At 61.6% G+C, this 23,352-nt stretch carries 29 protein-coding genes and 1 pseudogene; 1 reads left to right on the forward strand and 29 read right to left on the reverse strand.

The features are described 5' to 3' along the window. Positions 1–76 precede the first annotated feature (76 nt). The 11 genes and pseudogenes from rplO to RF641_RS10075 form a co-directional block, all read right to left on the reverse strand. The gene (gene rplO, locus RF641_RS10025) at positions 77–532 is read right to left on the reverse strand and encodes a 50S ribosomal protein L15 (protein WP_047119662.1); all 456 of its coding nucleotides are present in this window, start codon (positions 530–532) and stop codon (positions 77–79) included. 2 nt (positions 533–534) lie between these two features. After that, on the reverse strand, positions 535–741 hold the full coding sequence (gene rpmD, locus RF641_RS10030; protein WP_047119663.1) for a 50S ribosomal protein L30: 207 nt from the start codon (positions 739–741) through the stop codon (positions 535–537). Positions 742–746: 5 nt separating this feature from the next. Then, positions 747–1,424, reverse strand: coding sequence for a 30S ribosomal protein S5 (gene rpsE, locus RF641_RS10035; RefSeq protein ID WP_181728114.1), 678 nt, complete (start codon positions 1,422–1,424; stop codon positions 747–749). A 29-nt stretch (positions 1,425–1,453) separates the two neighbouring features. Continuing rightward, the gene (gene rplR, locus RF641_RS10040; protein ID WP_047119665.1) at positions 1,454–1,825 is read right to left on the reverse strand and encodes a 50S ribosomal protein L18; all 372 of its coding nucleotides are present in this window, start codon (positions 1,823–1,825) and stop codon (positions 1,454–1,456) included. Positions 1,826–1,827: 2 nt separating this feature from the next. Then, positions 1,828–2,364, reverse strand: a complete 537-nt coding sequence (gene rplF, locus RF641_RS10045; RefSeq protein WP_047119666.1) for a 50S ribosomal protein L6 — start codon at positions 2,362–2,364, stop codon at positions 1,828–1,830. A gap of 21 nt (positions 2,365–2,385) precedes the next feature. After that, complete coding sequence (gene rpsH / locus RF641_RS10050) at positions 2,386–2,784, reverse strand: 30S ribosomal protein S8 (protein ID WP_047119667.1); 399 nt, start codon at positions 2,782–2,784, stop codon at positions 2,386–2,388. A 57-nt stretch (positions 2,785–2,841) separates the two neighbouring features. Further along, entirely contained in the window at positions 2,842–3,411 is a 570-nt protein-coding gene (gene rplE, locus RF641_RS10055; RefSeq protein ID WP_047119668.1) for a 50S ribosomal protein L5, read from the reverse strand. Further along, positions 3,411–3,755 carry a 50S ribosomal protein L24 gene (rplX, locus tag RF641_RS10060; RefSeq protein ID WP_047119669.1) on the reverse strand — a complete coding sequence of 115 codons (345 nt, stop codon included), beginning with the start codon at positions 3,753–3,755 and terminating at the stop codon, positions 3,411–3,413. Before rplX ends, rplE begins: the two co-directional genes overlap by 1 nt. A gap of 2 nt (positions 3,756–3,757) precedes the next feature. Further along, the gene (gene rplN / locus RF641_RS10065; protein WP_013349674.1) at positions 3,758–4,129 is read right to left on the reverse strand and encodes a 50S ribosomal protein L14; all 372 of its coding nucleotides are present in this window, start codon (positions 4,127–4,129) and stop codon (positions 3,758–3,760) included. 328 nt (positions 4,130–4,457) lie between these two features. Beyond that, positions 4,458–5,413, reverse strand: a pseudogene (locus RF641_RS10070) (endonuclease/exonuclease/phosphatase family protein). Between the two features lie 52 nt (positions 5,414–5,465). Then, on the reverse strand, positions 5,466–5,969 hold the full coding sequence (locus tag RF641_RS10075; protein ID WP_424573102.1) for a VOC family protein: 504 nt from the start codon (positions 5,967–5,969) through the stop codon (positions 5,466–5,468). Positions 5,970–6,037: 68 nt separating this feature from the next. On the opposite strand from RF641_RS10075, the gene RF641_RS10080 reads away from it, so the two are divergent. Next, the gene (locus RF641_RS10080; RefSeq protein ID WP_424573103.1) at positions 6,038–6,835 is read left to right on the forward strand and encodes a helix-turn-helix domain-containing protein; all 798 of its coding nucleotides are present in this window, start codon (positions 6,038–6,040) and stop codon (positions 6,833–6,835) included. A 14-nt stretch (positions 6,836–6,849) separates the two neighbouring features. Here RF641_RS10080 and RF641_RS10085 read toward each other — a convergent pair whose 3' ends face one another. From RF641_RS10085 to RF641_RS10170, 18 genes are all read right to left on the reverse strand, one after another. Next, the gene (locus tag RF641_RS10085; RefSeq protein WP_113607545.1) at positions 6,850–7,251 is read right to left on the reverse strand and encodes a RidA family protein; all 402 of its coding nucleotides are present in this window, start codon (positions 7,249–7,251) and stop codon (positions 6,850–6,852) included. 140 nt (positions 7,252–7,391) lie between these two features. Beyond that, positions 7,392–7,679 carry a 30S ribosomal protein S17 gene (gene rpsQ / locus RF641_RS10090; protein ID WP_047119673.1) on the reverse strand — a complete coding sequence of 96 codons (288 nt, stop codon included), beginning with the start codon at positions 7,677–7,679 and terminating at the stop codon, positions 7,392–7,394. Beyond that, positions 7,679–7,942, reverse strand: coding sequence for a 50S ribosomal protein L29 (rpmC, locus tag RF641_RS10095; RefSeq protein WP_047119674.1), 264 nt, complete (start codon positions 7,940–7,942; stop codon positions 7,679–7,681). Before rpmC ends, rpsQ begins: the two co-directional genes overlap by 1 nt. A 2-nt stretch (positions 7,943–7,944) precedes the next feature. Then, positions 7,945–8,361 (reverse strand): 50S ribosomal protein L16, encoded by a 417-nt coding sequence (gene rplP / locus RF641_RS10100; RefSeq protein WP_047119675.1) that lies wholly within the window; start codon positions 8,359–8,361, stop codon positions 7,945–7,947. Further along, entirely contained in the window at positions 8,362–9,147 is a 786-nt protein-coding gene (gene rpsC / locus RF641_RS10105; protein WP_047119676.1) for a 30S ribosomal protein S3, read from the reverse strand. It abuts the gene before it with no gap. After that, on the reverse strand, positions 9,148–9,513 hold the full coding sequence (gene rplV, locus RF641_RS10110; RefSeq protein WP_047119677.1) for a 50S ribosomal protein L22: 366 nt from the start codon (positions 9,511–9,513) through the stop codon (positions 9,148–9,150). It abuts the gene before it with no gap. A gap of 60 nt (positions 9,514–9,573) precedes the next feature. Continuing rightward, complete coding sequence (rpsS, locus tag RF641_RS10115) at positions 9,574–9,855, reverse strand: 30S ribosomal protein S19 (protein ID WP_022874134.1); 282 nt, start codon at positions 9,853–9,855, stop codon at positions 9,574–9,576. 12 nt (positions 9,856–9,867) lie between these two features. Next, positions 9,868–10,707, reverse strand: coding sequence for a 50S ribosomal protein L2 (gene rplB, locus RF641_RS10120; RefSeq protein WP_047119678.1), 840 nt, complete (start codon positions 10,705–10,707; stop codon positions 9,868–9,870). A gap of 31 nt (positions 10,708–10,738) precedes the next feature. Beyond that, positions 10,739–11,041 carry a 50S ribosomal protein L23 gene (gene rplW / locus RF641_RS10125; protein ID WP_047119679.1) on the reverse strand — a complete coding sequence of 101 codons (303 nt, stop codon included), beginning with the start codon at positions 11,039–11,041 and terminating at the stop codon, positions 10,739–10,741. After that, the gene (gene rplD, locus RF641_RS10130) at positions 11,038–11,640 is read right to left on the reverse strand and encodes a 50S ribosomal protein L4 (RefSeq protein ID WP_047119680.1); all 603 of its coding nucleotides are present in this window, start codon (positions 11,638–11,640) and stop codon (positions 11,038–11,040) included. Before rplD ends, rplW begins: the two co-directional genes overlap by 4 nt. A gap of 4 nt (positions 11,641–11,644) precedes the next feature. Continuing rightward, on the reverse strand, positions 11,645–12,295 hold the full coding sequence (gene rplC / locus RF641_RS10135; protein WP_047119681.1) for a 50S ribosomal protein L3: 651 nt from the start codon (positions 12,293–12,295) through the stop codon (positions 11,645–11,647). Positions 12,296–12,315: 20 nt separating this feature from the next. Next, positions 12,316–12,624: a 30S ribosomal protein S10 gene (gene rpsJ / locus RF641_RS10140; protein ID WP_013349689.1), complete on the reverse strand. Its 309-nt coding sequence runs from the start codon at positions 12,622–12,624 to the stop codon at positions 12,316–12,318. A gap of 413 nt (positions 12,625–13,037) precedes the next feature. After that, on the reverse strand, positions 13,038–16,868 hold the full coding sequence (locus RF641_RS10145) for a hypothetical protein (protein ID WP_424573104.1): 3,831 nt from the start codon (positions 16,866–16,868) through the stop codon (positions 13,038–13,040). A 184-nt stretch (positions 16,869–17,052) separates the two neighbouring features. Beyond that, positions 17,053–18,243, reverse strand: a complete 1,191-nt coding sequence (gene tuf / locus RF641_RS10150) for an elongation factor Tu (protein WP_113607438.1) — start codon at positions 18,241–18,243, stop codon at positions 17,053–17,055. A gap of 239 nt (positions 18,244–18,482) precedes the next feature. Then, the gene (fusA, locus tag RF641_RS10155; protein ID WP_047119683.1) at positions 18,483–20,597 is read right to left on the reverse strand and encodes an elongation factor G; all 2,115 of its coding nucleotides are present in this window, start codon (positions 20,595–20,597) and stop codon (positions 18,483–18,485) included. Between the two features lie 69 nt (positions 20,598–20,666). After that, complete coding sequence (gene rpsG / locus RF641_RS10160; RefSeq protein ID WP_047119684.1) at positions 20,667–21,137, reverse strand: 30S ribosomal protein S7; 471 nt, start codon at positions 21,135–21,137, stop codon at positions 20,667–20,669. Beyond that, complete coding sequence (rpsL, locus tag RF641_RS10165) at positions 21,137–21,511, reverse strand: 30S ribosomal protein S12 (protein WP_047119685.1); 375 nt, start codon at positions 21,509–21,511, stop codon at positions 21,137–21,139. The genes rpsG and rpsL overlap by 1 nt, the downstream gene beginning before the upstream one ends. Before the next feature lie 431 nt (positions 21,512–21,942). After that, positions 21,943–23,178, reverse strand: a complete 1,236-nt coding sequence (locus RF641_RS10170) for a phospholipase D-like domain-containing protein (RefSeq protein ID WP_424573105.1) — start codon at positions 23,176–23,178, stop codon at positions 21,943–21,945. Between the last annotated feature and the right edge of the window lie 174 nt (positions 23,179–23,352).

Raw genomic sequence — 23,352 nt, forward strand, 5'->3', positions numbered from 1 at the left:
CTTTGAGAAATGGAAAGCCCCCGTTCACCTTGAAAACTCAACGTGAACGGGGGCTTGGCCATGGCTTGACCCTAGCTTAGAGGGTGTTTGCCGAGCCGCCGGCAGCAGCGATCTTCTCAGCAGCGGAAGTCGAGAAGGCATCAACCTTCACGTCGACCTTGACCGAGATCTCGCCGGTGCCCAGCACCTTGACGGGCTGGTTCTTGCGAACGGCGCCCTTGGCAACGAGTGCCTCGACGGTGACTTCGCCACCCTCTGGGAACAGCTCCGAGATCTTGTCCAGGTTTACAACCTGGAACTCGACGCGGAACGGGTTCTTGAAGCCGCGCAGCTTCGGCAGACGCATGTGCAGCGGAAGCTGTCCGCCTGCGAAGCCTGCCTTCACCTGGTAACGAGCCTTGGTACCCTTGGTACCGCGACCGGCGGTCTTACCCTTCGATGCCTCACCACGACCAACACGGGTCTTGGCGGTCTTGGCACCTTCAGCTGGACGCAGGTGGTGTACCTTAAGTGCGTTTTCCTTCTGAGCCATCTTTACTTCGCCTCCTCAACCTTCAGCAGGTGTGGGACCTTGTTGACCATGCCGACAGTCACAGGGTCAGCGGAGCGGACAACGGTGTGTCCGATGCGCTTCAGGCCCAGCGAGCGAACAACGTCGCGCTGTACCTGGTTACCACCGATGATGGACTTGATCTGGGTGATTTCCAGCTGGGCGTCGCTTGGAACAATGTTCTTAGCCATTGAAATTAAGCACCTGCCTTCTGGGACTGGATGTGACGCAGCATTGCTGCCGGTGCAACCTCGTCCAGCGGAAGACCGCGGCGAGCTGCAACAGCCTGAGGCTCTTCCAGAGCCTTCAGTGCGGCAATGGTGCCCTGAACGATGTTGATCTGGTTCTGCGAACCCATCGACTTCGACAGGATGTCGTGGATGCCTGCGCACTCCAGCACGGCGCGCACCGGACCGCCGGCGATAACGCCGGTACCCGGAGCGGCTGGGCGGAGCAAGACAACGCCAGCGGCGGCCTCGCCCTTGACCAGGTGCGGGATGGTGGTGCCAACGCGTGGAACGCGGAAGAAGGACTTCTTGGCCTCTTCAACGCCCTTGGCGATAGCGGCAGGAACTTCCTTAGCCTTGCCGTAGCCAACGCCGACCATGCCGTTGCCGTCACCGACGACTACCAGAGCGGTGAAGCTGAAGCGACGACCACCCTTGACGACCTTGGAGACGCGGTTGATAGCTACAACGCGCTCAAGGAACTTGTCCTTGTCTTCGTTGCGGTTATCCTTCTGATCGCGACCGCGGCCACGACCTTCACCACGACCGCGGCCTTCGCCACGACCGCGACCCTCGCCACGGCGGGATCCGGTGTTCTCGGTAGCGGGAGCAGCTGCAGTCTCGACTGCCTCAGTAGCTTCAGACACCTGAGTTTCCTTCTTGTTGGTTGCTTCGCTCACAGTGCCAGCCCACCTTCACGTGCGCCGTCAGCAACAGCAGCCACGCGACCGTGGTACTTGTTGCCGCCGCGGTCGAATACAACAGCCTCAATGCCGGCAGCCTTGGCACGCTCTGCAACGAGCTCGCCAACGCGCTTGGACTTTGCGGTCTTGTCTGCATCGCTTGCGCGAAGATCTGCTTCCATGGTCGAAGCGCTGGCCAGGGTCAGACCCTTCGAGTCGTCCACGATCTGAACGAACATGTGACGAGCCGAGCGGTTGATGACCAGGCGTGGACGAGCCTCGGTACCGACGATGCGCTTGCGCACACGCAGGTGACGGCGACCGCGCTGAGCGGACTTGCTCTTGCCCTTGATTCCGATAGCCATGATTACTTACCAGCCTTTCCAGCCTTGCGCAGGATACGCTCGCCGGCGTAGCGGATGCCCTTGCCCTTGTAAGGCTCGGTCTTGCGCAGCTTGCGGATGTTAGCGGCAACCTCACCGACGTGCTGCTTGTCGATGCCAGCAACGGTGATCTTGTTGTTGCCCTCCACGGACAGGGTGATGCCCTCAGGGGCTTCAACGCTGATCGGGTGGGAGTAACCCAGAGCAAGCTCAAGGGTGTTGCCCTTGGCCTGAACGCGGTAGCCGGTACCGTGGATTTCGAGCTTCTTCTCGTAACCCTCGGTGACACCAATGATCAGGTTATTGATCAGGGTACGGGTCAGACCGTGCAGCGAACGGGCCTCGCGGCCGTCGTTCGGACGGGAGACGGTAACGGTGTTCTCGTCCTTGGCAACGGTGATCGGAGCCGAAACGGTCAGCGAAAGCTCACCCTTCGGGCCCTTGACGGTGACCAGCTGGCCATCGATGTTCAGTTCAACGTTGGCAGGAACGGTGATCGGAAGACGTCCAATACGTGACATAGTGTTTTCCTTCCCTTCCCGTTACCAGACGTAGGCGAGGACTTCCCCACCCACGCCCTTCTTTGCAGCCTGACGGTCGGTAAGCAGACCGGAGGAGGTGGACAGGATCGCGATACCAAGACCACCGAGCACGTGAGGCAGGTTGGTGGACTTTGCGTAAACGCGCAGGCCTGGCTTGGAGATACGACGTACGCCGGCGATCGAACGCTCGCGCGATGGGCCGTACTTCAAAGTGATGGTCAGCTTCTTGCCGACTTCGGCAGCCTCTTCCTCGAAGGAGGCAATGTAGCCCTGTTCCTTCAGGATGTTGGCAATGCGCAGCTTGAGCTTGCTCGACGGCATCGACACAGTGTCGTGGTAAGCCGAGTTGGCGTTGCGCAGACGAGTCAGCATATCTGCGACTGGATCTGTCATAGACATGTGGGCTTCAGCCCTTCCTCGTTACGGTTTCCTATGCGGACCTGTAACGTAGTGAGATTAGTTGTTGGTCTTGAACGGGAAGCCCAGAGCCTTGAGCAAGGCGCGGCCTTCGTCGTCAGTCTTGGCGGTGGTCACCACGGTGATGTCCATACCGCGCACGCGATCGATCTTGTCCTGATCGATTTCATGGAACATCGACTGTTCGGTCAGACCGAAAGTGTAGTTGCCATTGCCATCGAACTGGCGGTCGCTCAGGCCGCGGAAGTCGCGGATACGAGGCAGTGCCAGGGTGATCAGGCGATCAACGAATTCCCACATGCGATCGTTACGCAGGGTGGTGTGGGTACCGATCGGCATGCCTTCGCGCAGCTTGAACTGTGCGATCGACTTGCGGGCACGGGTAACCACTGGCTTCTGACCGGTAATTGCGGTCAGATCGCGCACGGCGCCTTCAATGAGCTTGGAATCCTTGGCTGCTTCGCCAACACCCATGTTCACTACAACCTTGGTCAGGTTAGGAACCTGCATCGGGTTGGCGTAGTTGAACTGCTCCTGCAGGGCAGGGCGGATGTCAGCTGCGTACTTAGCGCGCAGACGTGGCTGGATCTTGTTGGCTGCTTCAGTCATTACAGATCCTTTCCGGAAGCCTTGGCGTAACGAACGCGTACAGTCTTGGACACGCCGTTCTTTTCTACGGTTTCCTCGCGGAAACCAACGCGGGTTGGCTTCTTGGTTTCTGGATCAACAACAGCAACGTTCGAAACGTGTACTGGAGCTTCAACAACCTCGATGCCGCCAGTCTGGGTGCCGCGCTCGGTCTGGCCAGCCTTGGTGTGCTTGGTGACGCGGTTAACGCCCTCAACCAGCACGCGGTTGGTCTCGGTGATGACCTTCAGGACCTTGCCCTGCTTGCCACGTTCCTTACCGGCGATGACCTGAACCAGGTCACCCTTCTTGATCTTTGCGCCCATGCTTACAGCACCTCCGGAGCCAGGGAAACGATCTTCATGAACTTCTTGTCGCGAAGTTCACGACCCACTGGGCCGAAGATACGAGTTCCACGAGGATCGGCAGCGTCACCCTTGAGGATCACTGCAGCGTTCTCGTCGAACTTGATGTAGGAACCGTCGGCGCGACGGATTTCCTTCTTGGTGCGAACGACGACAGCCTTGACGACGTCGCCCTTCTTTACGTTGCCGCCAGGGATTGCATCCTTGACGGTTGCGACAATGGTGTCGCCGATGCTTGCGTAGCGACGCTTCGAGCCACCCAGAACACGAATGGTAAGGATTTCCTTAGCACCGGTGTTATCGGCAACCTTGAGTCGCGACTCCTGCTGAATCACTTCCTACTCCTGTCGTCTCGCTGGTTCTCATAAATGAGCCTTGCGGAACGGATATGGTCTCCACGATACGATCGCTTACCCCCACCGACGCGGGCGCACCGAATGCTGATCCCAATTGGCGGCAGGGCCGAGGCGTAAAATATCGAGGCTGTGTGTGCAGCGAATATGATTTCCGACCGCACTGCATCAGGCCGAAGGTGGATAGTCCCCGAACAAGATGCGCACAGATTCTTAAGTTTAGCCTAGAGTGGCGCGAAACCGAAATGGTGTGGTAGGGCGAAAAGACGCGTTGTTGGTCACATCGGCAACGGAAAAGAACCGCGGAAATTCAAGGATCCACCATCAGCTCGGCCACCACACCCAGATGGTCCGAACCGCCAATGCTCTGCGTTTGGAAGTCCGCCACGTGTGCCTGGCTGGCCAGAATATGGTCGATTTCGACCAGCGGAGGGAATCTCCTGCCCGCCGGCCACGAGACGTCGGGCCACCGACCGGAGGATTCAAGGAAACCGGCCGTCGCACTTCGGTACTGCGGGTGGGCGCGTACCGAGTTGAAGTCCCCTGCCAAGATCACCGGGCCCCGCGGTGGCTTTGCGCCCAGTCTTCCAGCGCGGCCAGTCCCTGGGCCCACCGCGCGGCGTTGTTCAGCGGCGGGTAGATGTGGATGCCGGCGACTGTGACGGGCCCCTGCGGCGTCTGCACTTCGGCGACCGGCAGCGAATACCATCCGGTGTCCTTCGCGCTCAGCTCCTCGGTCCGCTCCGTGAGCCGGTAGCGCGAGAAGATCACGGTATCACGCTCTCCCCCGGCCGGGGCCTGCGCGGTCCGGTATCCCAGGTCATTCATGGCGCCGCGCTGGGTCAGGGCCGCATGCAGCGGTTCGCTAGTTTCCACCAGCACCAGAATATCGGGGTCGCGCTGCCGGATCGCCTCGGCCAGTTCGTCGGGTTCCGCGCCCGCCTTGAGCGTATTGAAGGACATCATCGTCAACGATTCGCCACTTGCCCCGTCGGTCGAGCACGGCATCGCGGGGTTGAAGCTGGCAGCTACTCCTGACAGCAGGCAGCCGAGCAGTAACGCTGCGAGAACCCATCGGCGCCTCAGCAGCGCGACCAGGCATGCTGCGGCCGGCAGTACGAGCATCCACAGCGCAAAGGCCTGCAGCTTCGGAACCCAGCCGGCGCCGAGCCATGGGAGCCATCCCAGCAATCCGATGAGAATGCCGGCCAACAGCACGAGCGGCCACGCCCACGGAAGTGTCGTCGTCGCCCGTGTGCTCATCATGTCTTGAGCCTACGCGGTGAGGTCCATGCGGAAGCCGATTGACGGCGTGTTCCTACTGTTCAGATGCCCATTGGGCCACCCGTTGCGCGCTTTCTTCCTCGGACAGGTCTTCCACCCGGCTCAAGATGGACCAGCGGATGCCGAAAGGGTCGATGATGGATGCGAATCGGTCACCGGAGACGAAGTTCGTGGCCGGTTCGCGAATCGTCGCGCCGGCTTCGACGGCCTTGGCAAGCACCGCATCGACGTCCTGGCAGTACAGCCCCATGGAATAGCAGGCGTTCGGGGCGGCGGGCGGCGGAACGAGCCCGTAGTCCGGGCTTGGTTCACCGATCTGCAGGTGCCCCTGGCCGAAGTCGATCTCTGCATGCGCAATAACCCCGCCCATCACGGTGGTGTCGATGATGCGCGCGCCGAACACGTCGCGGTAGAACTCCAGCGCGCCGACGGCATTGGCGATCGACAGGAACGGGGTCAGGCTGCTCATGCCATGCGGTACGCCGTCGGTGGTGTATTTGCCGGAGACGCCGCGGGCCGGTTCATTCTGTGTTTTCATGCCACAACGGTATTCCCCTGTGGCACCCTTGGACTTGTAGAAACACGACAACTTCAAGGCGGTGGCCGGTGGCAGATGAACGCGATCGCCGAGGTGTCCTGTATCCCGCGCGGCTCCCGCAGTTCGAGCGTATTCTCCCGCCACCCGAGCTGAAGGCCCTGGTCGGCTGGTTCTGGCTCGTGCACTGGGATATCGATGCCGGCAGGACCTCGCGGCAACAGCTGCTTCCGTTCCCGTTGATGAACCTCGTGGTGCAGGAAGAAGGCGTGACGGTGTCCGGCCCGGCCTCCGCGGCATCCCACCGGGATCTATCCGGCAACGGGTGGGCTGTGGCCGCCTTGCTCCGGCCCGCTGCGGCGGACGTCCTGGAGCTGTCCCCCGCCGAGCTGGTTGACCGCGAAGTCGAATTCAACGCCCCGGATCTGCTGGAGGCGGTCACCTGCATCCTGGGCAAGGGCGCGGGCCCTTCGGGCAATCATGAAAGCGCCGCTGCGCTGGGAGCGTGGTTTACGCGTACGTGTCCTGTCCCTGAGTCGCAGGGGCTTGTGGCCAACGAATTCATCGACTACGTCGCCGCGACCCGCAGCGCAGTCAGTGTCGAGCAGGCGGCCGCAACACTGGGATTGGGCGTCAGGAGCCTTCAGCGGCTTTCGCTGCGGTATCTCGGGTTGCCGCCCTTGGCGGTCATCCGCCGCTACCGGCTGCAGGAAGCAGCCGCACGGGTACGGGAGAACCCGTCGACCTCCATCGCCCAGATCGCCGCCGAACTCAGGTACGTGGACCAGGCGCACCTGGCTTCGGACTTCCGGAGAATTCTCGGATTCAGTCCCAGCTCGTACCGCGAACAGAATGTTCCTGAACGCTAGCCACCCCGAGGACTTCAGGGCACGATGGCGGCGATCGCGCTGATCTCGATCAACGCGCCGGGCAATCCCAGGGCGGCGACCATGCTGGCCACGACCAAGGGCGGTTCGTCCCTGGCGAGCCGTGGAGCTATCGCCCCGTAGGCGGCATTGACATCGCTGCCCTGGACCATGACGACGGTCCATTGCACCACGTCGTCGAGGCTCGCTCCGGCGGCTGCCAGTGCCGCCACCGCGTTGTCCATGGCCTTGGACGCCTGCGCGGCGATGTCCCCCGCGCCTTCAAGCCGGCCTTGCGCGTCGACCGCGTCCTGCCCTCCAAGATAGACCGTGGCCATGCCCGGCGGGACCACCGCCGCGTGGCTGAAGGCCGGTGAGTGGACGAGCCCCTCGGGGCGGAAAAGCTGAATCTGTGCCATGAGGCATGGTTGCACAGAATTCTCGGCCAGGCCACGGCAGCCACGTTGTTCCGTATACGCAAAAAAGCCCCGAACTCTTCTTTCGAAGTGTTCGGGGCGTTTTGTGCAATTCACGTAATCCGTGAAATCACCAAGAAAGCTTACTTAGCCTTCTCGACGATCTCGACCAGACGCCAGTGCTTGTCAGCAGACAGCGGGCGGGTCTCAGCGATTACAACCAAGTCACCGATGCCGGCCTCGTTGTTCTCGTCGTGAGCCTTCACGTTCTTGTTACGACGCATGACCTTGCCGTAGAGGGCGTGCTTCACACGGTCCTCAACGTCAACGACGATGGTCTTCTGCATCTTGTCGGAAACCACGTAACCACGGAGGGTCTTGCGGTCGTTGCGCTCGGTTGCGTCAGCCACACCGTTCTCCTTCTCGCTCATTACTTGGAGTCCTTCTTGGTCTCTTCAACCGGAACAACGACATCCTGACGAATACCCAGCTCGCGTTCGCGCAGCACCGTGTAGATGCGGGCGATGTCGCGCTTGATGGCCTTCAGGTTACCGTGGGTCTCCAGCTGGCCGGTGGCCGACTGGAAACGCAGGTTGAACAGTTCTGCCTTGGCCTTCTTCAATTCCTCGTTCAAACGAGCAGTATCGAAGCCGTCCAGGGACTCAATGCTAAGGTCCTTAGAACCGATAGACATCCCTATTCACCACCTTCACGACGCACGATGCGTGCCTTCATCGGCAGCTTGTGAATCGCGAGACGCAGGGCCTCGCGAGCTACCTCTTCACTGACGCCACCGAGTTCAAACATGACTCGTCCTGGCTTGACGTTGGCGACCCACCACTCCGGCGAACCCTTACCGGAACCCATGCGGGTTTCGGCTGGCTTCTTGGTCAGCGGACGGTCTGGGTAGATGTTGATCCACACCTTACCGCCACGCTTGATGTAACGGGTCATGGCGATACGAGCGGCCTCGATCTGACGGTTGGTCACGTAGGCCGGGGTCAGCGCCTGAATACCGAAATCACCGAATGCTACGGTGGTGCCGCCCTTGGCAGCACCCGAACGCTTCGGGTGGTGCTGCTTGCGGAACTTTACTCGACGTGGGATAAGCATTTAAGCCTCTCCTCCTTCCGCAGCCGGAGCTGCAGCGCCCTTGTTGCGGTCGTTACGACGACGACGCTCTCCACCACGTGGACGATCGTTGCCGCCGCGGCCGCCGCGAGCTGGAGCAGCAGCAGCCTGCTGTGCAGCCAGTTCCTTGGCGGTGACGTCACCCTTGTAGATCCAGACCTTCACGCCGATGCGGCCGAAGGTGGTCTTGGCTTCGAACTTGCCGAAGTCGATGTTCGCGCGCAGGGTGTGCAGCGGCACACGGCCTTCGCGGTAGAACTCCTTGCGGGACATTTCTGCACCGCCCAGGCGACCGGAGCACTGAACGCGGATGCCCTTGGCACCAGCGCGCATTGCCGACTGCATTGCCTTCTTCATCGCACGGCGGAAAGCCACGCGGGAAGCAAGCTGCTCGGCGATGCCCTGGGCGACCAGCTGGGCCTCCATGTCAGGGTTCTTGACCTCGAGGATGTTCAGCTGAACCTGCTTCTTGGTGAGCTTTTCCAGCTCGCCGCGAATGCGGTCGGCTTCGGCGCCGCGGCGACCGATCACGATGCCCGGACGAGCGGTGTGGATGTCCACACGCACACGGTCACGGGTACGCTCGATCTCAACGCGGGCGATGCCGGCGCGGTCCATGCCGTCGGACAGGAGCGCACGGATCTGTACGTCTTCCTTCACGTAATCCTTGTAGCGCTGACCTGGCTTGCTGGAATCAGCGAACCAGTGCGACACGTGGTCAGTGGTGATGCCGAGACGGAAACCGTTCGGGTTTACCTTCTGTCCCATTTAGTTCTCCCCACCCTTCTTAGGGGTTGAAACAACCACAGTCACGTGGCTGGTGCGCTTCTTGATCTGGAATGCGCGACCCTGAGCTCGCGGCTGGAACCGCTTCATGGTCGGACCCTCGTCAACAAACGCCTCGCTGATAATCAGCTCGTCCTCATTGAATGCTTCACCTGCGCGGTCCGCGGCGGCACGGGCGTTAGCCACTGCCGATGCGACAACCTTGTATACCGGCTCCGAAGCTGCCTGTGGGGCGAACTTCAGAATGGCCAGTGCCTCGTTGGTCTGCAGACCACGAACAAGGTTGACGACGCGCCGGGCCTTCATAGGCGTTACGCGGATATGGCGCGCAATTGCCTTGGCTTCCATTGCTATCCTTCTCTCGTCTATCGAAGAAGTGCTAAGCGATCACTAGTTCCCTTGCGGGGCCTAGCGGCGCTTGCCCTTCTTGTCGTCCTTTACGTGGCCACGGAACGTGCGCGTTGGGGCAAACTCTCCGAGCTTGTGACCAACCATGGATTCGGTAACGAACACAGGAATGTGCTTGCGACCGTCGTGCACGGCGATGGTGTGTCCCAGCATGTCCGGGATGATCATCGAACGGCGGGACCACGTCTTGATGACGTTCTTGGTGCCCTTTTCGTTTTCAGCAACGACCTTCAGGAACAGGTGCTGATCGACGAAGGGGCCTTTCTTCAGGCTGCGTGGCATGTTTCCAGGCTCCTATCGCTTGTTCTTGCCGGTCTTGCGACGACGCACAATGAGCTTGTCGCTTTCCTTGTTCGGACGACGGGTGCGTCCTTCACGCTTACCGTTGGGGTTGACCGGGTGGCGACCACCGGAGGTCTTGCCCTCACCGCCACCGTGTGGGTGGTCGACTGGGTTCATGACAACACCACGCACGGTTGGGCGAACGCCCTTCCAGCGCATGCGGCCGGCCTTGCCCCAGTTGATGTTGATCTGCTCGGCGTTGCCAACTTCGCCGATGGTTGCGCGGCAGCGCACATCGACGTTGCGGATTTCGCCGGAAGGCAGACGCAGCTGAGCGAAGCGACCCTCACGGGCTACCAGCTGGATCGAAGCGCCAGCGGAACGAGCCATCTTGGCGCCGCCGCCTGGGCGGAGCTCCACAGCGTGAATCACGGAACCAACCGGGATGTTACGCAGCGGCAGGTTGTTGCCTGGCTTGATGTCAGCGTTCGGACCGGCCTCAACGGTGTCACCCTGGTTGAGGTTGTTCGGTGCGATGATGTAGCGCTTGGTGCCGTCCACGTAGTGGAGCAGTGCGATACGAGCGGTGCGGTTCGGGTCGTACTCGATGTGAGCAACCTTTGCCGGAACGCCGTCCTTGTCGTGACGACGGAAGTCGATCACGCGGTATGCGCGCTTGTGTCCGCCACCCTTGTGTCGGGTGGTGATCTTACCGGAGTTGTTACGGCCGCCGCTCTTGGTGAGTGGGCGAACCAGCGACTTTTCCGGAGTCGATCGGGTGATTTCTGCGAAGTCGGCTACCGACGAGCCGCGCAGGCCCGGGGTAGTCGGCTTGAACTTACGAATTCCCATTTATTCTATTCCTCGTTAAAGTGGTCTCCGCTTAGGAAAGCGGACCGCCGAAGATGTCAATCGAACCATCCTTGAGGGTGATGATTGCACGCTTGGTAGCCTTGCGTGCGCCCCACCCGAACTTGGTACGCTTGCGCTTACCTGGACGGTTGATGGTGTTCACGGAATCAACCTTGACGTTGAAGATCGCTTCAACGGCATTCTTGATTTCCGACTTGTTCGAACGTGGGTCGACCAGGAAGGTGTACTTACCTTCGTCGATCAGACCGTAGCTCTTTTCCGATACGACTGGTGCGATGACCACGTCGTGTGGAGCCTTGGAGAAGGTGCTCACTTGGCTTCCTCCTTCTGGACCAGGGCATCGAATGCAGCCTTGGTGAAGACTACGTCATCCGAAACCAGAACATCGTAGGTGTTCAGCTGGTCGACGTACAGAACGTGCACAGCGGCGAGGTTGCGCACGGACAGTGCAGCAACATCGTTGGCGCGATCGATGACGACAAGCAGGTTCTTGCGCTCGGTCAGCGAACGCAGGGTTGCCAGTGCTTCCTTGGTCGACGGGGTCTCACCGGCGACCAGGTTCTCAATGACGTGGACGCGATCGAAGCGTGCGCGATCAGACAGGGCGCCGCGCAGTGCAGCAGCCTTCATCTTCTTCGGGGTACGCTGCGAGTAGTCGCGCGGGGTTGGGCCGTGGACAATGCCGCCGCCGGTCATGTGAGGAGCGCGGATCGAACCCTGACGGGCGCGGCCGGTACCCTTCTGCTTGAACGGCTTGCGACCTGCACCCGAAACTTCGGAGCGGTCCTTGACCTTGTGGGTACCCTGGCGGGCAGCAGCCAGCTGTGCAACGACAACCTGGTGCAGCAGCGGGACGTTGGTCTGTACGTCGAAGATCTCTGCAGGCAGTTCGACGTTAAGTGCCTTAGTCATTTACTTATGCTCCCTTCACGGCGGTGCGTACGAGGACGACGCGGCCGCGGGCGCCTGGAACGGCACCCTTGATCAGCAGGAGGTTCTTCTCAGCGTCGATGGCGTGGATGGTCAGGTTCTGAGTGGTAACACGCTCAGCGCCCATGCGACCGGCCATCTTCTGTCCACGGAAAACGCGACCTGGGGTCGATGCGCCGCCGATGGAACCTGGCTTACGGTGGTTTTTGTGAGCACCGTGCGAAGCGCCAACACCGGAGAAGTTGTGACGCTTCATGGTACCGGCGAAGCCCTTGCCCTTGGAGGTGCCAACGACGTCGACCTTCTGGCCGGCTTCGAAGAGTTCCACGGACAGTTCCTGGCCAGCTGCGTACTCGGCAGCGTCTGCGGTGCGCAGTTCTACCAGGTGACGACGTGGGGTCACGCCTGCAGCTTCGAAGTGACCTGCCAGTGGCTTGGTCACCTTGCGCGGATCGATCTGGCCGTAGCCGATCTGAACTGCGGTGTAGCCATCGCGGTCAGCGTTGCGAAGCTGGGTGACAACGTTGCTATCAGCCTGCACGACGGTGACAGGGATCAGGTTGTTGTTCTCGTCCCAAACCTGGGTCATGCCGAGCTTCGTGCCCAACAGGCCCTTAACATTGCGGGTTGCGGTCATAGTTTTCTCGCCACCTCCCCTTAAAGCTTGATTTCGATGTTGACGTCCGCCGGCAGGTCGAGACGCATCAGCGAATCAACAGCCTTCGGGGTCGGATCGACGATGTCGATCAGACGCTTGTGCGTGCGCATTTCGAAGTGCTCACGGCTGTCCTTGTACTTGTGTGGCGAACGGATAACGCAGTACACGTTCTTTTCCGTTGGCAGCGGCACTGGGCCGACTACGGTTGCGCCTGCGCGCGTGACCGTCTCAACGATCTTCCGGGCTGAAACGTCAATGACCTCGTGGTCATACGACTTCAGCCGGATGCGGATTTTCTGTCCCGCCATGGCGTCATGCCTCTTTCTGATAGCACTATTTACAAGTTCTGTGCCTAATACGGGCTCTTGCGAGCCGGCACGCCTTACGCTGCGGCTGAATCCGGATGAATCCGGGTTCCTCAACCCCAGGAGGCTCCGACCCCCGAACTCGGGCGTGTCGCGTAAATTTTAGTCACGACAGTCCGCAAAAGTTTTCACTTTCATCGGAGGCCTTATAGTTTGAAGCAGTTGTATCGATCCCGAACCCCAGGCATTATCCTGCGTGAGAGTCGATCCCGGTCGTTCAAACCAGCCGATTACCCCGGCAAACGGGGATCGGGTTGCACCGAAGCAACTTATCTAGTCTGACAGGTCGGCGGGAATCGCGCAAATCTTTTGGGCGCATCCGGGCGCGTGATCTTGACCTCACGCGCCGCCAAGGGCTACCTGGGCTGCCCGGAATCCGGCTGGTCCTCGCCGGCATCGGGGCGATTGGACGGCAGCCACGGCGCTCCGGGCACCGGGTGCTGGCCCGGCTGGGGGCTCCCGGACGGAATGGACCCGGCAGGTCCCCCGCCCTGCTTCAAGCTGTCCACCCGGGAAAGCTTGATCACCGCCGCGGCAATCAGGCCCACGCCGAGGATTACCAGCCAGAGGAAGGCCAGCGACCTCAAGGACCAGAGCACTGCCAGGGTAATGGTTGCGGCGCCCCACCAGATGTAGAGGCGGCGGCCCTGCTTCAGTCCGTAGGCGATCAGCGCCGCGAAGAAAATGAGCGCGTAGATCCTGGTCGCCGGTTTGGCATCGACAAGGTTCGCCAGCATCGCCAGGTTCGCCATCACGCCGGCGACAACCAGGTACCGGTTGGCCAGCACCGGCTTTTTTTGCAGGTTGCGCCAGACGACGAGCAGCACGAAGACCAAGCTGGAGTAACAGGCGAGGATGCTTGCTTCCGGCAGGTGCTCCAGGATCGTGTAGCTGCTGATACCCAGGTAGGCGGCCAATGGCAGCAGCAGATCCAGGGTGTACGGCTTGAGCTGTTGAGGGCATTCGAAGATGCGCACGGCCACTGCCACCGCGAAGACCAGCGCCGCGCCGCCCAGTACCGGGCCAGGTTCCCGGTTGCCCAGATGGGCCAACGCGCCGGCTCCGAAGGCGCAGGCAAGGCCCATCAGCAGGTACAACCGCGAGGCGGATCCCCTGGCGTCCGCTGCCCGGTAGGCCTCGGCGGGATAGCTGGGGCGCGCCTCGGCGAAACGTCCATGGGTCGCGGCCATGACGTAGAAGACGAAGGTGGCGGCCAGCAGGGCCCAGACCACGTCCAGGGTCTGCAACCGGCTGAGAACCTGCACATTTCGCCACAGCTGTACCGAGTAGAGCAGCGCGGCGCAGGCGGCGAGGCCGGAGCCCAGGGCGAACCAGGCGACAGACCAGGTGTGCACCATCAAGGCGAAGTACACCGCGGTCAGGGCGGCGCTGGCAAGCACCCATCCATCACCGGGGATCCGGGCATTGAGCACCAGCAGCGGCAGGAACATTCCCGCACCGACGGCCACGCCCACATCCGGCCGGCGTCGGAAGATCCACTCCGCGGCCGCGGCCGCGCCGGAAAGAACCAGCAGCAGCCCGAAGGCCACCGGGGTGTCCCACCACGAGTTCCTGACCCATCCGCTCTGCGTGGACAGGTCCAACGCGGGGATCTGGATAAGGGCGAGCACGGACAGCAGCGGGGCGAAGAGATAAGCCTGGCGCCACCGGCCGGCTGAGTGCTCTGCCATGAACAACGCCGTGCCGTAAAGTCCAAACAACAGGCTTTGCAGCAGCAGCACTCCCCTGTCGGCATCGAGGCCCACGCTGGAATAGCCCAGCGTGGACACCGGGATGAACACCAGCATGCCCCAGGCGATGATACGCAGCTCAAGGCGCAGTTCACGGCGCTGGCGCCAGGCGGAACCGAGCCGGACTAGCTGCGGCAGCACCACCGAGACGCTCAACAGGGCGAACTGTCCGTGGCCGTCGAAGTTCATGTGCCCCGTGAACCACCAGACGGCGCTGGAGAAAGTAAGCTGGGCGGCGCCTGCGTAGATCATCTTCCAGCCGGCAATCCGGACCCGGCGGGCCTCAGCCAGGAAATAGGCCAGCAGCACCAGGGCGATGGCCAACCCCGGCTGCCACAGGCTCGCGCCCAGGCTCAGCAGGTAGACCAGGGCCAGCACTGCGGCGGCGGTTCCGCGCACTGCGTGCTCTTTCGTCAGGCTTCGAGGTGCGGCGCGCAGCGCGGCCAGTATCGTCAGCGCGAGGGTGGGCACTGCGCCGGCATTGAACCACCCCACAGGCTCCAACCCGTAGTAGGCCTCGGCATCCGCAAAGTCCAGACTGGCGAGCAGGGCGAGGCTCGCCAACGCCAAGGCGGCGCTGCAGGCCAAGCGCAGCTGGCGCAGGTCGATGCCCCGATAGATCAGGGTTTTGCTCCCGCTGGCAACAGCGTCCATGGCCCACAAGGCGAAAAGCGGCACCCACAGACCCAGGACGCTGGCCACGCTGAGCGCGGCGGGCTGCGCAGGGTATCCCAGATCGCCTGCCGCGGCGCCGGCGGTCACGCCGAGGGCAAGGCAGAGCGCCCAGCCGATCACCCGATAGGCTACGGACCACGGAGCTGGCATCTTCGTGCGCAGTGCCAGAACCACGAGCAGCGCCAAGCCCAGCGCGGGTAGCAGGCGCCAGGGTTCAGCAGCGTTGTCCATGCCGGGAAGAACGGCGAACGCCAGCAAGGCTGCGAGCTCGATCTTTGCCTGTCGCCACAGCCCGGGAACTGCGGCGAGCACGAGCACAGGCACCGCCACGAAGCTAATCAGCCCGGTATCGGCGCCGAACGCCGAAGCCTGATAGGCGGTGACCACAGACAGCAGCGCCAGCATCCACAAGGTGGCGCGCTCGATGCGCCACAGCCTGGCGTCGACCGCGAAGATGGCGCGGTAGCTGTCGCCGGCCAGCACCACGGCCAGGGCCTGCGCGGCAAGCAGCACCGCGACGACCAGCGCGATGGATCGCACCGGCAGCTCCAGCAGCGCGCAGCCTGCAATAACCGTGAGCATGGCGGTGGCGCGCGCGGAGAGGAAACGCAGGTGTCGAGCCCGCTCGAACAGCCTGACCGAGAGCAGCAGCTGGGCTGTCAGCAGGAAGAAGACCCAGAGGTAGTTCTGCGCGGTCAGCGCCGGGGACAGGATTACCGCGAGGGCCAGCACCAGCGCGGGGATCATCTGGGCGGTGGTCTTCAGCGCCTGGAAGAAGATCGAGTCGCGAACGGTCCGGCTGCGAGTGGCCGCCAGCAGCAGGATGATCGAGAGGACCAGCAGGACGAGCAGGTAATAGAATACTCCGCGCTGCATGGTCGCGGCCGAGGCCATGGCGGTGCTCACCAGAATGAGCACCGCCAGCCAGGCGAGCACCCGTGAACGGAAGCGCACCGTGGCGTAGCCGACAGCCACCGTGGCGATCGCCGAGAAAACCAGCCAGACGGTCGGTCCGCTCAGGTCCACGGTGTTGTAGGTGGCGATGGCGCACAACGGCAGCAGGGCCAGCCCGGTGCCGGCGAACGCGGCCGCCGCAGGCCTCAGGGATTCACGGGTGGCATGGACTGCCAGTCCCCCGCCGTAGAAGGCGGCAGCCAGTGCGAAGAGCGCCACCAGCTTGGCCAGCGGCAACAGCGCGAAGCTGAGGAACAGCGCCCCAGCGGCCACGATCATCAAGGCCGCGACGTACAGGGTGACGTTGATATTGCGCAGTTCGCGTTCGCGCTTGCTCAGGACCTTGACCGGGGCTGCGGGCGCCGGAGGCTGCGCAGCCGTGCGGTTGCCTCCCGTCTGCAGGATGCGCGGACGGTCCTGCCAGGCGCCGGGCGCGCCTGGGACGGCCGGGATGTCCGCGGCTGCACCCGCGAGATACGGCTGCCCCGCCGGCGGCGGTACGGCGTCCGGCTGCGGGGCGGCCTGCGGCTCCGTCGTTTGGAATGCGGCGGGCCTGGGGATGCCGGCAGCCGGCAGGTGCTTGTCCTGTTCCGGCCCTGACTCGACTGCATCGGGGAGCTCGGGGCTGGGGCCGGGTTCCCTGCGCAGCTCGCCGAGGAACCGGACCGCGGCCTCGTAGCCTTCCTGCCACGCGGTTTCCCGGGCTTGGCGCAGGGCCTGCGCGTCACTGGAGGGCGCCTTGCGGCCCGCGTTGCGGCCGACAATAAATGCCGCCGCGATGAATACCAGTGCTACGAGTACTTCCATTGCCCCGGCACTCCCCTCGCTGATGATTCGTCAATCCGACGGGAATATCCCGCCCCTCTAATTAGACCACCTTTTAGAGTTACTCACCACATCGGGTAGCTGTTAAGACAGAAATCCCCGCCACTCGTAATGAGTGGCGGGGATTGCCGATAGACCGCTAGCGATCTAGATCGTCAAGCAGAGACTACTTGGTGATCTTGGTGACCTTGCCCGAACCAACGGTGCGGCCGCCTTCGCGGATTGCGAAGCCGAGGCCCTCTTCCATAGCGATTGGCTGGATCAGCTCAACCGACATTTCGGTGTTGTCGCCTGGCATAACCATTTCGGTGCCCTCTGGGAGGGTGATAACGCCGGTAACGTCGGTGGTGCGGAAGTAGAACTGCGGACGGTAGTTCGAGTAGAACGGGTTGTGACGTCCGCCTTCGTCCTTCGACAGGATGTAGACGTTGGCTTCGAAGTTGGTGTGCGGGGTGATCGAGCCTGGGGCTACGACAACCTGGCCGCGCTCAACATCGTCGCGCTTCAGACCGCGAAGCAGCAGACCACAGTTCTCGCCTGCCCATGCTTCGTCGAGCTGCTTGTGGAACATCTCGATACCGGTAACGGTGGTCTTCTGGATCGGGCGGATGCCAACGATCTCAACTTCCGAGTTGATGGCCAGGGTGCCACGCTCGGCGCGACCGGTCACCACGGTACCGCGACCGGTGATGGTGAAGACGTCCTCGATCGGCATCAGGAATGGCTTGTCGCGGTCGCGAACTGGATCCGGGATGAAGGTGTCAGCAGCGTCCATCAGTTCCTCAACAGCTGCAACCCACTTTGGATCGCCTTCGAGGGCCTTCAGAGCCGAAACCTTGATGACTGGTGCGTCGTCGCCATCGAAGCCCTGCGAGGACAGAAGTTCACGAACTTCCATCTCCACGAGCTCGAGCAGCTCTTCGTCGTCAACCATGTCGGACTTGTTCAGTGCGACCATCAGGGTAGGAACACCAACCTGGCGGGCCAGCAGAACGTGCTCGCGGGTCTGAGCCATTGGGCCGTCAGTTGCGGCAACAACCAGGATCGCGCCGTCCATCTGAGCAGCACCGGTGATCATGTTCTTGACGTAGTCAGCGTGACCTGGAGCATCAACGTGTGCGTAGTGACGCTTCTCGGTCTGGTACTCGATGTGCGAGATGTTGATGGTAATACCGCGCTGGCGCTCTTCCGGAGCCGAGTCAATGTTAGCGAAGTCGCGCTGCTCGTTCAGGTCCGGGTACTTGTCAGCCAGAACCTTGGAGATTGCTGCGGTCAGAGTGGTCTTACCGTGGTCGACGTGACCGATGGTACCAATGTTGACGTGCGGCTTGCTGCGCTCGAACTTTGCCTTTGCCACAAGTTCCTCCTAGAAACATTTACAGAAGACTTTTTTCGTCTGCGCGGTTCGCAAACGAACTTCAAATAGTCTACTGGGGGCATGGATAAATATGGAAATTTCGGTCCTCTGCGGGCCCTGCATGTGATGCAAATCCCTCGTTGGCCGTTTGCAAGGCCGGCGTCGACGGATCTCCGCCGGCCTCGCGATCGGCCACTTCCCCACTCGGGGGTCACGGCCAAGTTTTGGTTCCGAGGCGATTACTCGCCGCGGGACTTCTGGATGATCTCGTCGGCAACTGCCTTCGGGACCTCAGAGTAGCTGTCGAAGGTCATCGAGTAAACTGCACGACCCTGGGTCTTCGAACGCAGGTCACCAATGTAACCGAACATCTCAGACAGCGGAACAGCTGCGCGGATGACCTTGACGCCTGCGGCGTCGGACATCTCCTGGATCGAGCCACGGCGGGAGTTCAGGTCGCCGATAACGTCGCCCATGTACTCTTCCGGGGTACGAACTTCAACGGCCATCAGCGGTTCGAGCAGAACAGGGTTGGCGCGGCGTGCACCTTCCTTGAAGACCTGCGAACCGGCGATCTTGAACGCCATTTCCGAGGAGTCGACGTCGTGGTAGGCACCATCGATGAGGGTAGCCTTCACGCCGACCAGCGGGTAGCCGGCGAGGATGCCGTACTGCATAGCATCCTGGATACCAGCGTCAACCGACGGGATGTACTCACGAGGCACGCGACCGCCGGTGACGGCGTTCTTGAACTCGTAGGTTACGCCGTCCACAACTTCCAGAGGCTCGAACGTGACCTGGACCTTTGCGAACTGGCCCGAACCACCGGTCTGCTTCTTGTGGGTGAAGTCGACCTTCTCCACAGCCTTCTTGATGGTTTCGCGGTATGCAACCTGCGGCTTGCCGACGTTGGCCTCCACGCGGAATTCACGCTTCATGCGGTCCACCAGGATGTCCAGGTGGAGTTCGCCCATGCCGCCGATTTCGGTCTGGCCGGTGTCTTCGTTCAGCGAAACGGTGAAGGTCGGATCCTCCGCCGACAGCTTCTGAATAGCGGTCGACAGCTTCTCCTGGTCGCCCTTGGTCTTAGGCTCGATGGCCACGAAGATCACTGGATCCGGGAAGGTCATCGACTCGAGGACGATTGGGTTCTGTGGATCGCACAGGGTGTCACCGGTAGTGGTGTCCTTCAGGCCGATGACAGCGTAGATGTGACCTGCGTGGATCTCGTCTACCGGCTGCTCCTTGTTGGCGTGCATCTGGAAGAGCTTGCCAACGCGTTCCTTCTTCTGCTTGGTCGAGTTCAGCAGCTGTGCGCCGGACTCGGCCTTGCCGGAGTAAACGCGGACGAAGTTGAGCTGACCGAAGAACGGGTGAGCAGCGATCTTGAAAGCCAGTGCCGAGAATGGTGCATCCTCGGAAGGCTCGCGGGTGAGCTCGATTTCCTCGTTCTTTGGATCGTGACCTACCATGGCGCCCACGTCCAGAGGACTTGGCAGGAAGTCGATCACGGCGTCCAGCATCGGCTGAACACCACGGTTCTTGAACGCAGAACCACAGAAGACCGGGTAGGCTTCCGAGTTCACGGTCAGCTTGCGGATGCCGGCCTTCAGCTCGTCCAGCGAGATCTCTTCGCCTTCGAGGTACTTCTCCATGAGCTCTTCGGATGCCTCAGCGACATCTTCGACCAGCTTGGCGCGGTACTCTTCGGCCTTTTCCTGCAGGTCTGCAGGAATTTCGCGAGTCTCGTAAGCAGCGCCCATGGTGACGTCGCCCTTGGCGTCGCCTTCCCAGACGAATGCCTTCATGGTCAGCAGGTCCACCACGCCGGTGAACTCCGACTCGGAGCCGATTGGCAGCTGCATGACCAGCGGCTTGGCACCCAGGCGGTTGATGATGGTGTCCACGGTGAAGTAGAAGTCAGCACCGAGCTTGTCCATCTTGTTCACGAAGCAGATACGTGGAACGTTGTACTTGTCAGCCTGACGCCAAACGGTCTCGGACTGAGGCTCAACGCCTTCCTTGCCGTCGAACACGGCAACGGCGCCATCGAGCACGCGCAGCGAGCGCTCCACCTCAACGGTGAAGTCAACGTGGCCCGGGGTATCGATGATGTTGATCTGATTCTTGTTCCAGAAGCAAGTCACGGCCGCGGAGGTAATGGTGATACCGCGTTCCTTTTCCTGCTCCATCCAGTCGGTGGTTGCGCCACCGTCGTGGGTCTCACCGAGCTTGTGGTTTACACCCGTGTAGAACAGGATGCGCTCAGTAGTAGTGGTCTTACCGGCATCGATGTGAGCCATGATGCCGATGTTGCGGACCTTGTTCAGGTCAGTCAGCACGTCCTGTGCCACGTTGTCTCCCTAAGAGGTGATGCTGGATTTGCTGGGCGCCGGTAGACGCCCAGCAAATCCAAGCGGTTCTTACCAGCGGTAATGGGCGAATGCCTTGTTGGACTCAGCCATCTTGTGAGTGTCTTCGCGACGCTTCACAGCTGCGCCCAGACCGTTCGAAGCGTCCAGGATCTCGTTCATCAGACGCTCGATCATGGTCTTCTCGCGGCGAGCCTTCGAGTAGCCAACCAGCCAGCGCAGAGCCAGTGCGGTTGCACGGCCTGGCTTGACCTCGACAGGAACCTGGTAGGTCGCGCCACCAACACGGCGGGAACGAACCTCAAGGGCCGGGCGGATGTTATCCATGGCCTTCTTGAGGGTCGACACTGCGTCGGTGCCGGACTTTGCAGCTGCACCTTCGAGTGCACCGTAAACAATGCGCTCTGCGGTGGACTTCTTGCCGTCTACGAGAACCTTGTTGATCAGCTGGGTGACCAGTGGGGAATCGTAAACTGGATCAGAAACTAGTGGGCGCTTTGGCGCCGGACCCTTACGAGGCATTACTTACCATCCTTCTTTGCACCGTAGCGGGAACGAGCCTGCTTACGATCCTTCACACCCTGGGTATCCAGAGCACCACGAACAATCTTGTAGCGGACACCTGGCAAGTCCTTCACACGACCACCGCGAACGAGCACGATGGAGTGTTCCTGCAGGTTGTGACCGACACCTGGAATGTAAGCGGTGACCTCAATACCACCGGCAAGGCGCACACGTGCGACCTTACGCAGTGCCGAGTTCGGCTTCTTCGGGGTGGTGGTGTACACACGGGTGCACACGCCACGGCGCATTGGGTTGCCCTTCAGGGCAGGAGCCTTGGTCTTTACGACCTTAGGCGAGCGGCCCTTGCGGACCAGCTGCTGAATAGTAGGCACTTTCGTGTCCTTCCATTGTCTAAGTTCTTCGGCACGGCATCGGAGCGGGCGGGCTCTTGCGGGCTCACACTGTTCTTCTGCAGCACTAACTGCTTGCTTTACCGCCCATCCAGGATCAGAATGTCCCTAGGCGTGCGAAAGTGTGGCATTCGTTGCGCAACCTACCCGCAACCCGGACCGTGTCCATTTTGCCACACATAAAACAATTGCCTTAACTCTAGCATTAATCGGCCCCTGCACCATGAACAGTAAGCTATCTCACCGCGTCGGCACCGTGCGATTACTGCTTGATGCCGCCGACCGGCGAGGAATCTGGCTCCAACCTATCCCCCGCCCGTGAACGCGCGAGCGCCGCGAGGTAACGGCCCACTGAACAGCGAGGCGGAGGATCCAGTGGAATCTCTAGTAGCAATATCTGCCAGGAGATAAATCTACTTGCTGACTGTCTGCTTTTCTTCGGCCGGTTCCCCGATCTGCATCAGCCGCTGGGCGTTGGCCTGGTAGGCCTTGACCACATTGCGGTTGTGCAGTTCCAAGATGGCCTCGTCATTGCGGCGCAGACTGGTGGAATTGTAATTGTGGCTCCCAGTGAAGACGAAGGAGGCATCCCCGCGGTTGCCTTCGGGAGAGGCTGAATCACGCATTCCGGACACGACGAAGTACTTCGAGTGCACGCGTCCAGTAGTAGATGTATCCTCTACTACGCGGCGTTCGATGCCCGCGGCATCCAGCACGGCGGCGACCTGCCCGTCAACCGGTCCAGCGGCCACGGTGACCTCGCAGCCTTCGGCCTTCAGACGCCCGAGTTCTTCCGCGACGGCGGCGCGCGTATCGTCCCACTCGCTCATGGTGACAGCCACCGAGCTGTTCTTGTTTTTGCACTGCAGCTCCGAAAGCCGTTGCGCCACCGGGTCCGCAGTTGCCGCCGGGAAGAAGCGGACGACCGACACACCGGCCGGCCCGCGTGAGGTCTCGGTGCGGTGGTAATCCGGAGTCTGCTCCATACGAGCCATGTCCGCATGGTAGGAACGGTATGCACGGTACAGCCCGTCATCGCCGGTCACGGTAAGTGCGTTGTTCCAGTAGCTCACATGGTTCACATCCGTGACGTTGGCCGAGGACTGCACCACTACGTTCTGCTGCCCGGACACCGAGGAGAACAGCGCGAACTTGTTGTGCATGCCCTTGGTCCCCTGGCAGGAGCTGGTGTTCCCCTCCGGCGAGGTATTCGAGCAGACCGCCACCCAGGATCCGGCGGTCGTGTCGGTCCCCAGGGCCTTAATCAGCCGCGCCGACGGCGCCTTGGAAATCTGCCACCCGTCCATGACCACCTGGATCTTCACCCCGCGTTCGTGCGCGGCCAGCAACTGGTCGACGTAGTCTTCGCCGCTCTGTCCCGAAATCACGAATGCCGCCAGCGAAATGGTGGACCCCGCATCGGCCTGCTTGAAGTAGGAGCACAACCGTTCGGCAACTGCTCCGGCCCGGTCCTGCAACGGGTCGGAGAAGACCGCGCCGGTTTCAATTTTGACCGGCGGCGCTGCGGCGCAGGGTGTTTCGGGCTGCTTGCCCGGATCGATCTGCCCGGCGGCCTGCGCCGGCAGCGTACTGAACAGCAGTCCCAGGCCCAGTGCCCCTGCTGCGATGGCTCGTGATGTCTTTCCCAACTTCTCACCGTCTTCGTCTTCGATTCGTGGCGGGTTGCGGGGTTACCCGAGCCCGCGCTCCAACTTCTGCACGATTTCATATTGTGGTGAGCACCAAGTGAAGCCCTGGTGAACAGGCCTTTGCCAAATTAAAAGCGCAAGCGCCCGCCGCACACTTGCGTGTGCGGCGGGCGC

The sequence above is a fragment of the Arthrobacter sp. 'calajunan' genome (genome assembly GCF_046940185.1).
Lineage (GTDB): Bacteria > Actinomycetota > Actinomycetes > Actinomycetales > Micrococcaceae > Glutamicibacter > Glutamicibacter soli.

Coding starts and splice junctions, on each gene's coding strand:
- rplO (WP_047119662.1), bottom strand. CDS start 532: ATGGCTCAGAAGGAAAACGCACTTAAGGTACACCACCTGCGTCCAGCT.
- rpmD (WP_047119663.1), bottom strand. CDS start 741: ATGGCTAAGAACATTGTTCCAAGCGACGCCCAGCTGGAAATCACCCAG.
- rplR (WP_047119665.1), bottom strand. CDS start 1,825: ATGGCTATCGGAATCAAGGGCAAGAGCAAGTCCGCTCAGCGCGGTCGC.
- rplF (WP_047119666.1), bottom strand. CDS start 2,364: ATGTCACGTATTGGACGTCTTCCGATCACCGTTCCTGCCAACGTTGAA.
- rpsH (WP_047119667.1), bottom strand. CDS start 2,784: ATGTCTATGACAGATCCAGTCGCAGATATGCTGACTCGTCTGCGCAAC.
- rplE (WP_047119668.1), bottom strand. CDS start 3,411: ATGACTGAAGCAGCCAACAAGATCCAGCCACGTCTGCGCGCTAAGTAC.
- rplX (WP_047119669.1), bottom strand. CDS start 3,755: ATGGGCGCAAAGATCAAGAAGGGTGACCTGGTTCAGGTCATCGCCGGT.
- RF641_RS10075 (WP_424573102.1), bottom strand. CDS start 5,969: ATGAAAACACAGAATGAACCGGCCCGCGGCGTCTCCGGCAAATACACC.
- RF641_RS10085 (WP_113607545.1), bottom strand. CDS start 7,251: ATGGCACAGATTCAGCTTTTCCGCCCCGAGGGGCTCGTCCACTCACCG.
- rpsQ (WP_047119673.1), bottom strand. CDS start 7,679: ATGAGCGAGAAGGAGAACGGTGTGGCTGACGCAACCGAGCGCAACGAC.
- rpmC (WP_047119674.1), bottom strand. CDS start 7,942: ATGTCTATCGGTTCTAAGGACCTTAGCATTGAGTCCCTGGACGGCTTC.
- rplP (WP_047119675.1), bottom strand. CDS start 8,361: ATGCTTATCCCACGTCGAGTAAAGTTCCGCAAGCAGCACCACCCGAAG.
- rpsC (WP_047119676.1), bottom strand. CDS start 9,147: ATGGGACAGAAGGTAAACCCGAACGGTTTCCGTCTCGGCATCACCACT.
- rplV (WP_047119677.1), bottom strand. CDS start 9,513: ATGGAAGCCAAGGCAATTGCGCGCCATATCCGCGTAACGCCTATGAAG.
- rpsS (WP_022874134.1), bottom strand. CDS start 9,855: ATGCCACGCAGCCTGAAGAAAGGCCCCTTCGTCGATCAGCACCTGTTC.
- rplB (WP_047119678.1), bottom strand. CDS start 10,707: ATGGGAATTCGTAAGTTCAAGCCGACTACCCCGGGCCTGCGCGGCTCG.
- rplD (WP_047119680.1), bottom strand. CDS start 11,640: ATGACTAAGGCACTTAACGTCGAACTGCCTGCAGAGATCTTCGACGTA.
- rplC (WP_047119681.1), bottom strand. CDS start 12,295: ATGACCGCAACCCGCAATGTTAAGGGCCTGTTGGGCACGAAGCTCGGC.
- rpsJ (WP_013349689.1), bottom strand. CDS start 12,624: ATGGCGGGACAGAAAATCCGCATCCGGCTGAAGTCGTATGACCACGAG.
- RF641_RS10145 (WP_424573104.1), bottom strand. CDS start 16,868: ATGGAAGTACTCGTAGCACTGGTATTCATCGCGGCGGCATTTATTGTC.
- rpsG (WP_047119684.1), bottom strand. CDS start 21,137: ATGCCTCGTAAGGGTCCGGCGCCAAAGCGCCCACTAGTTTCTGATCCA.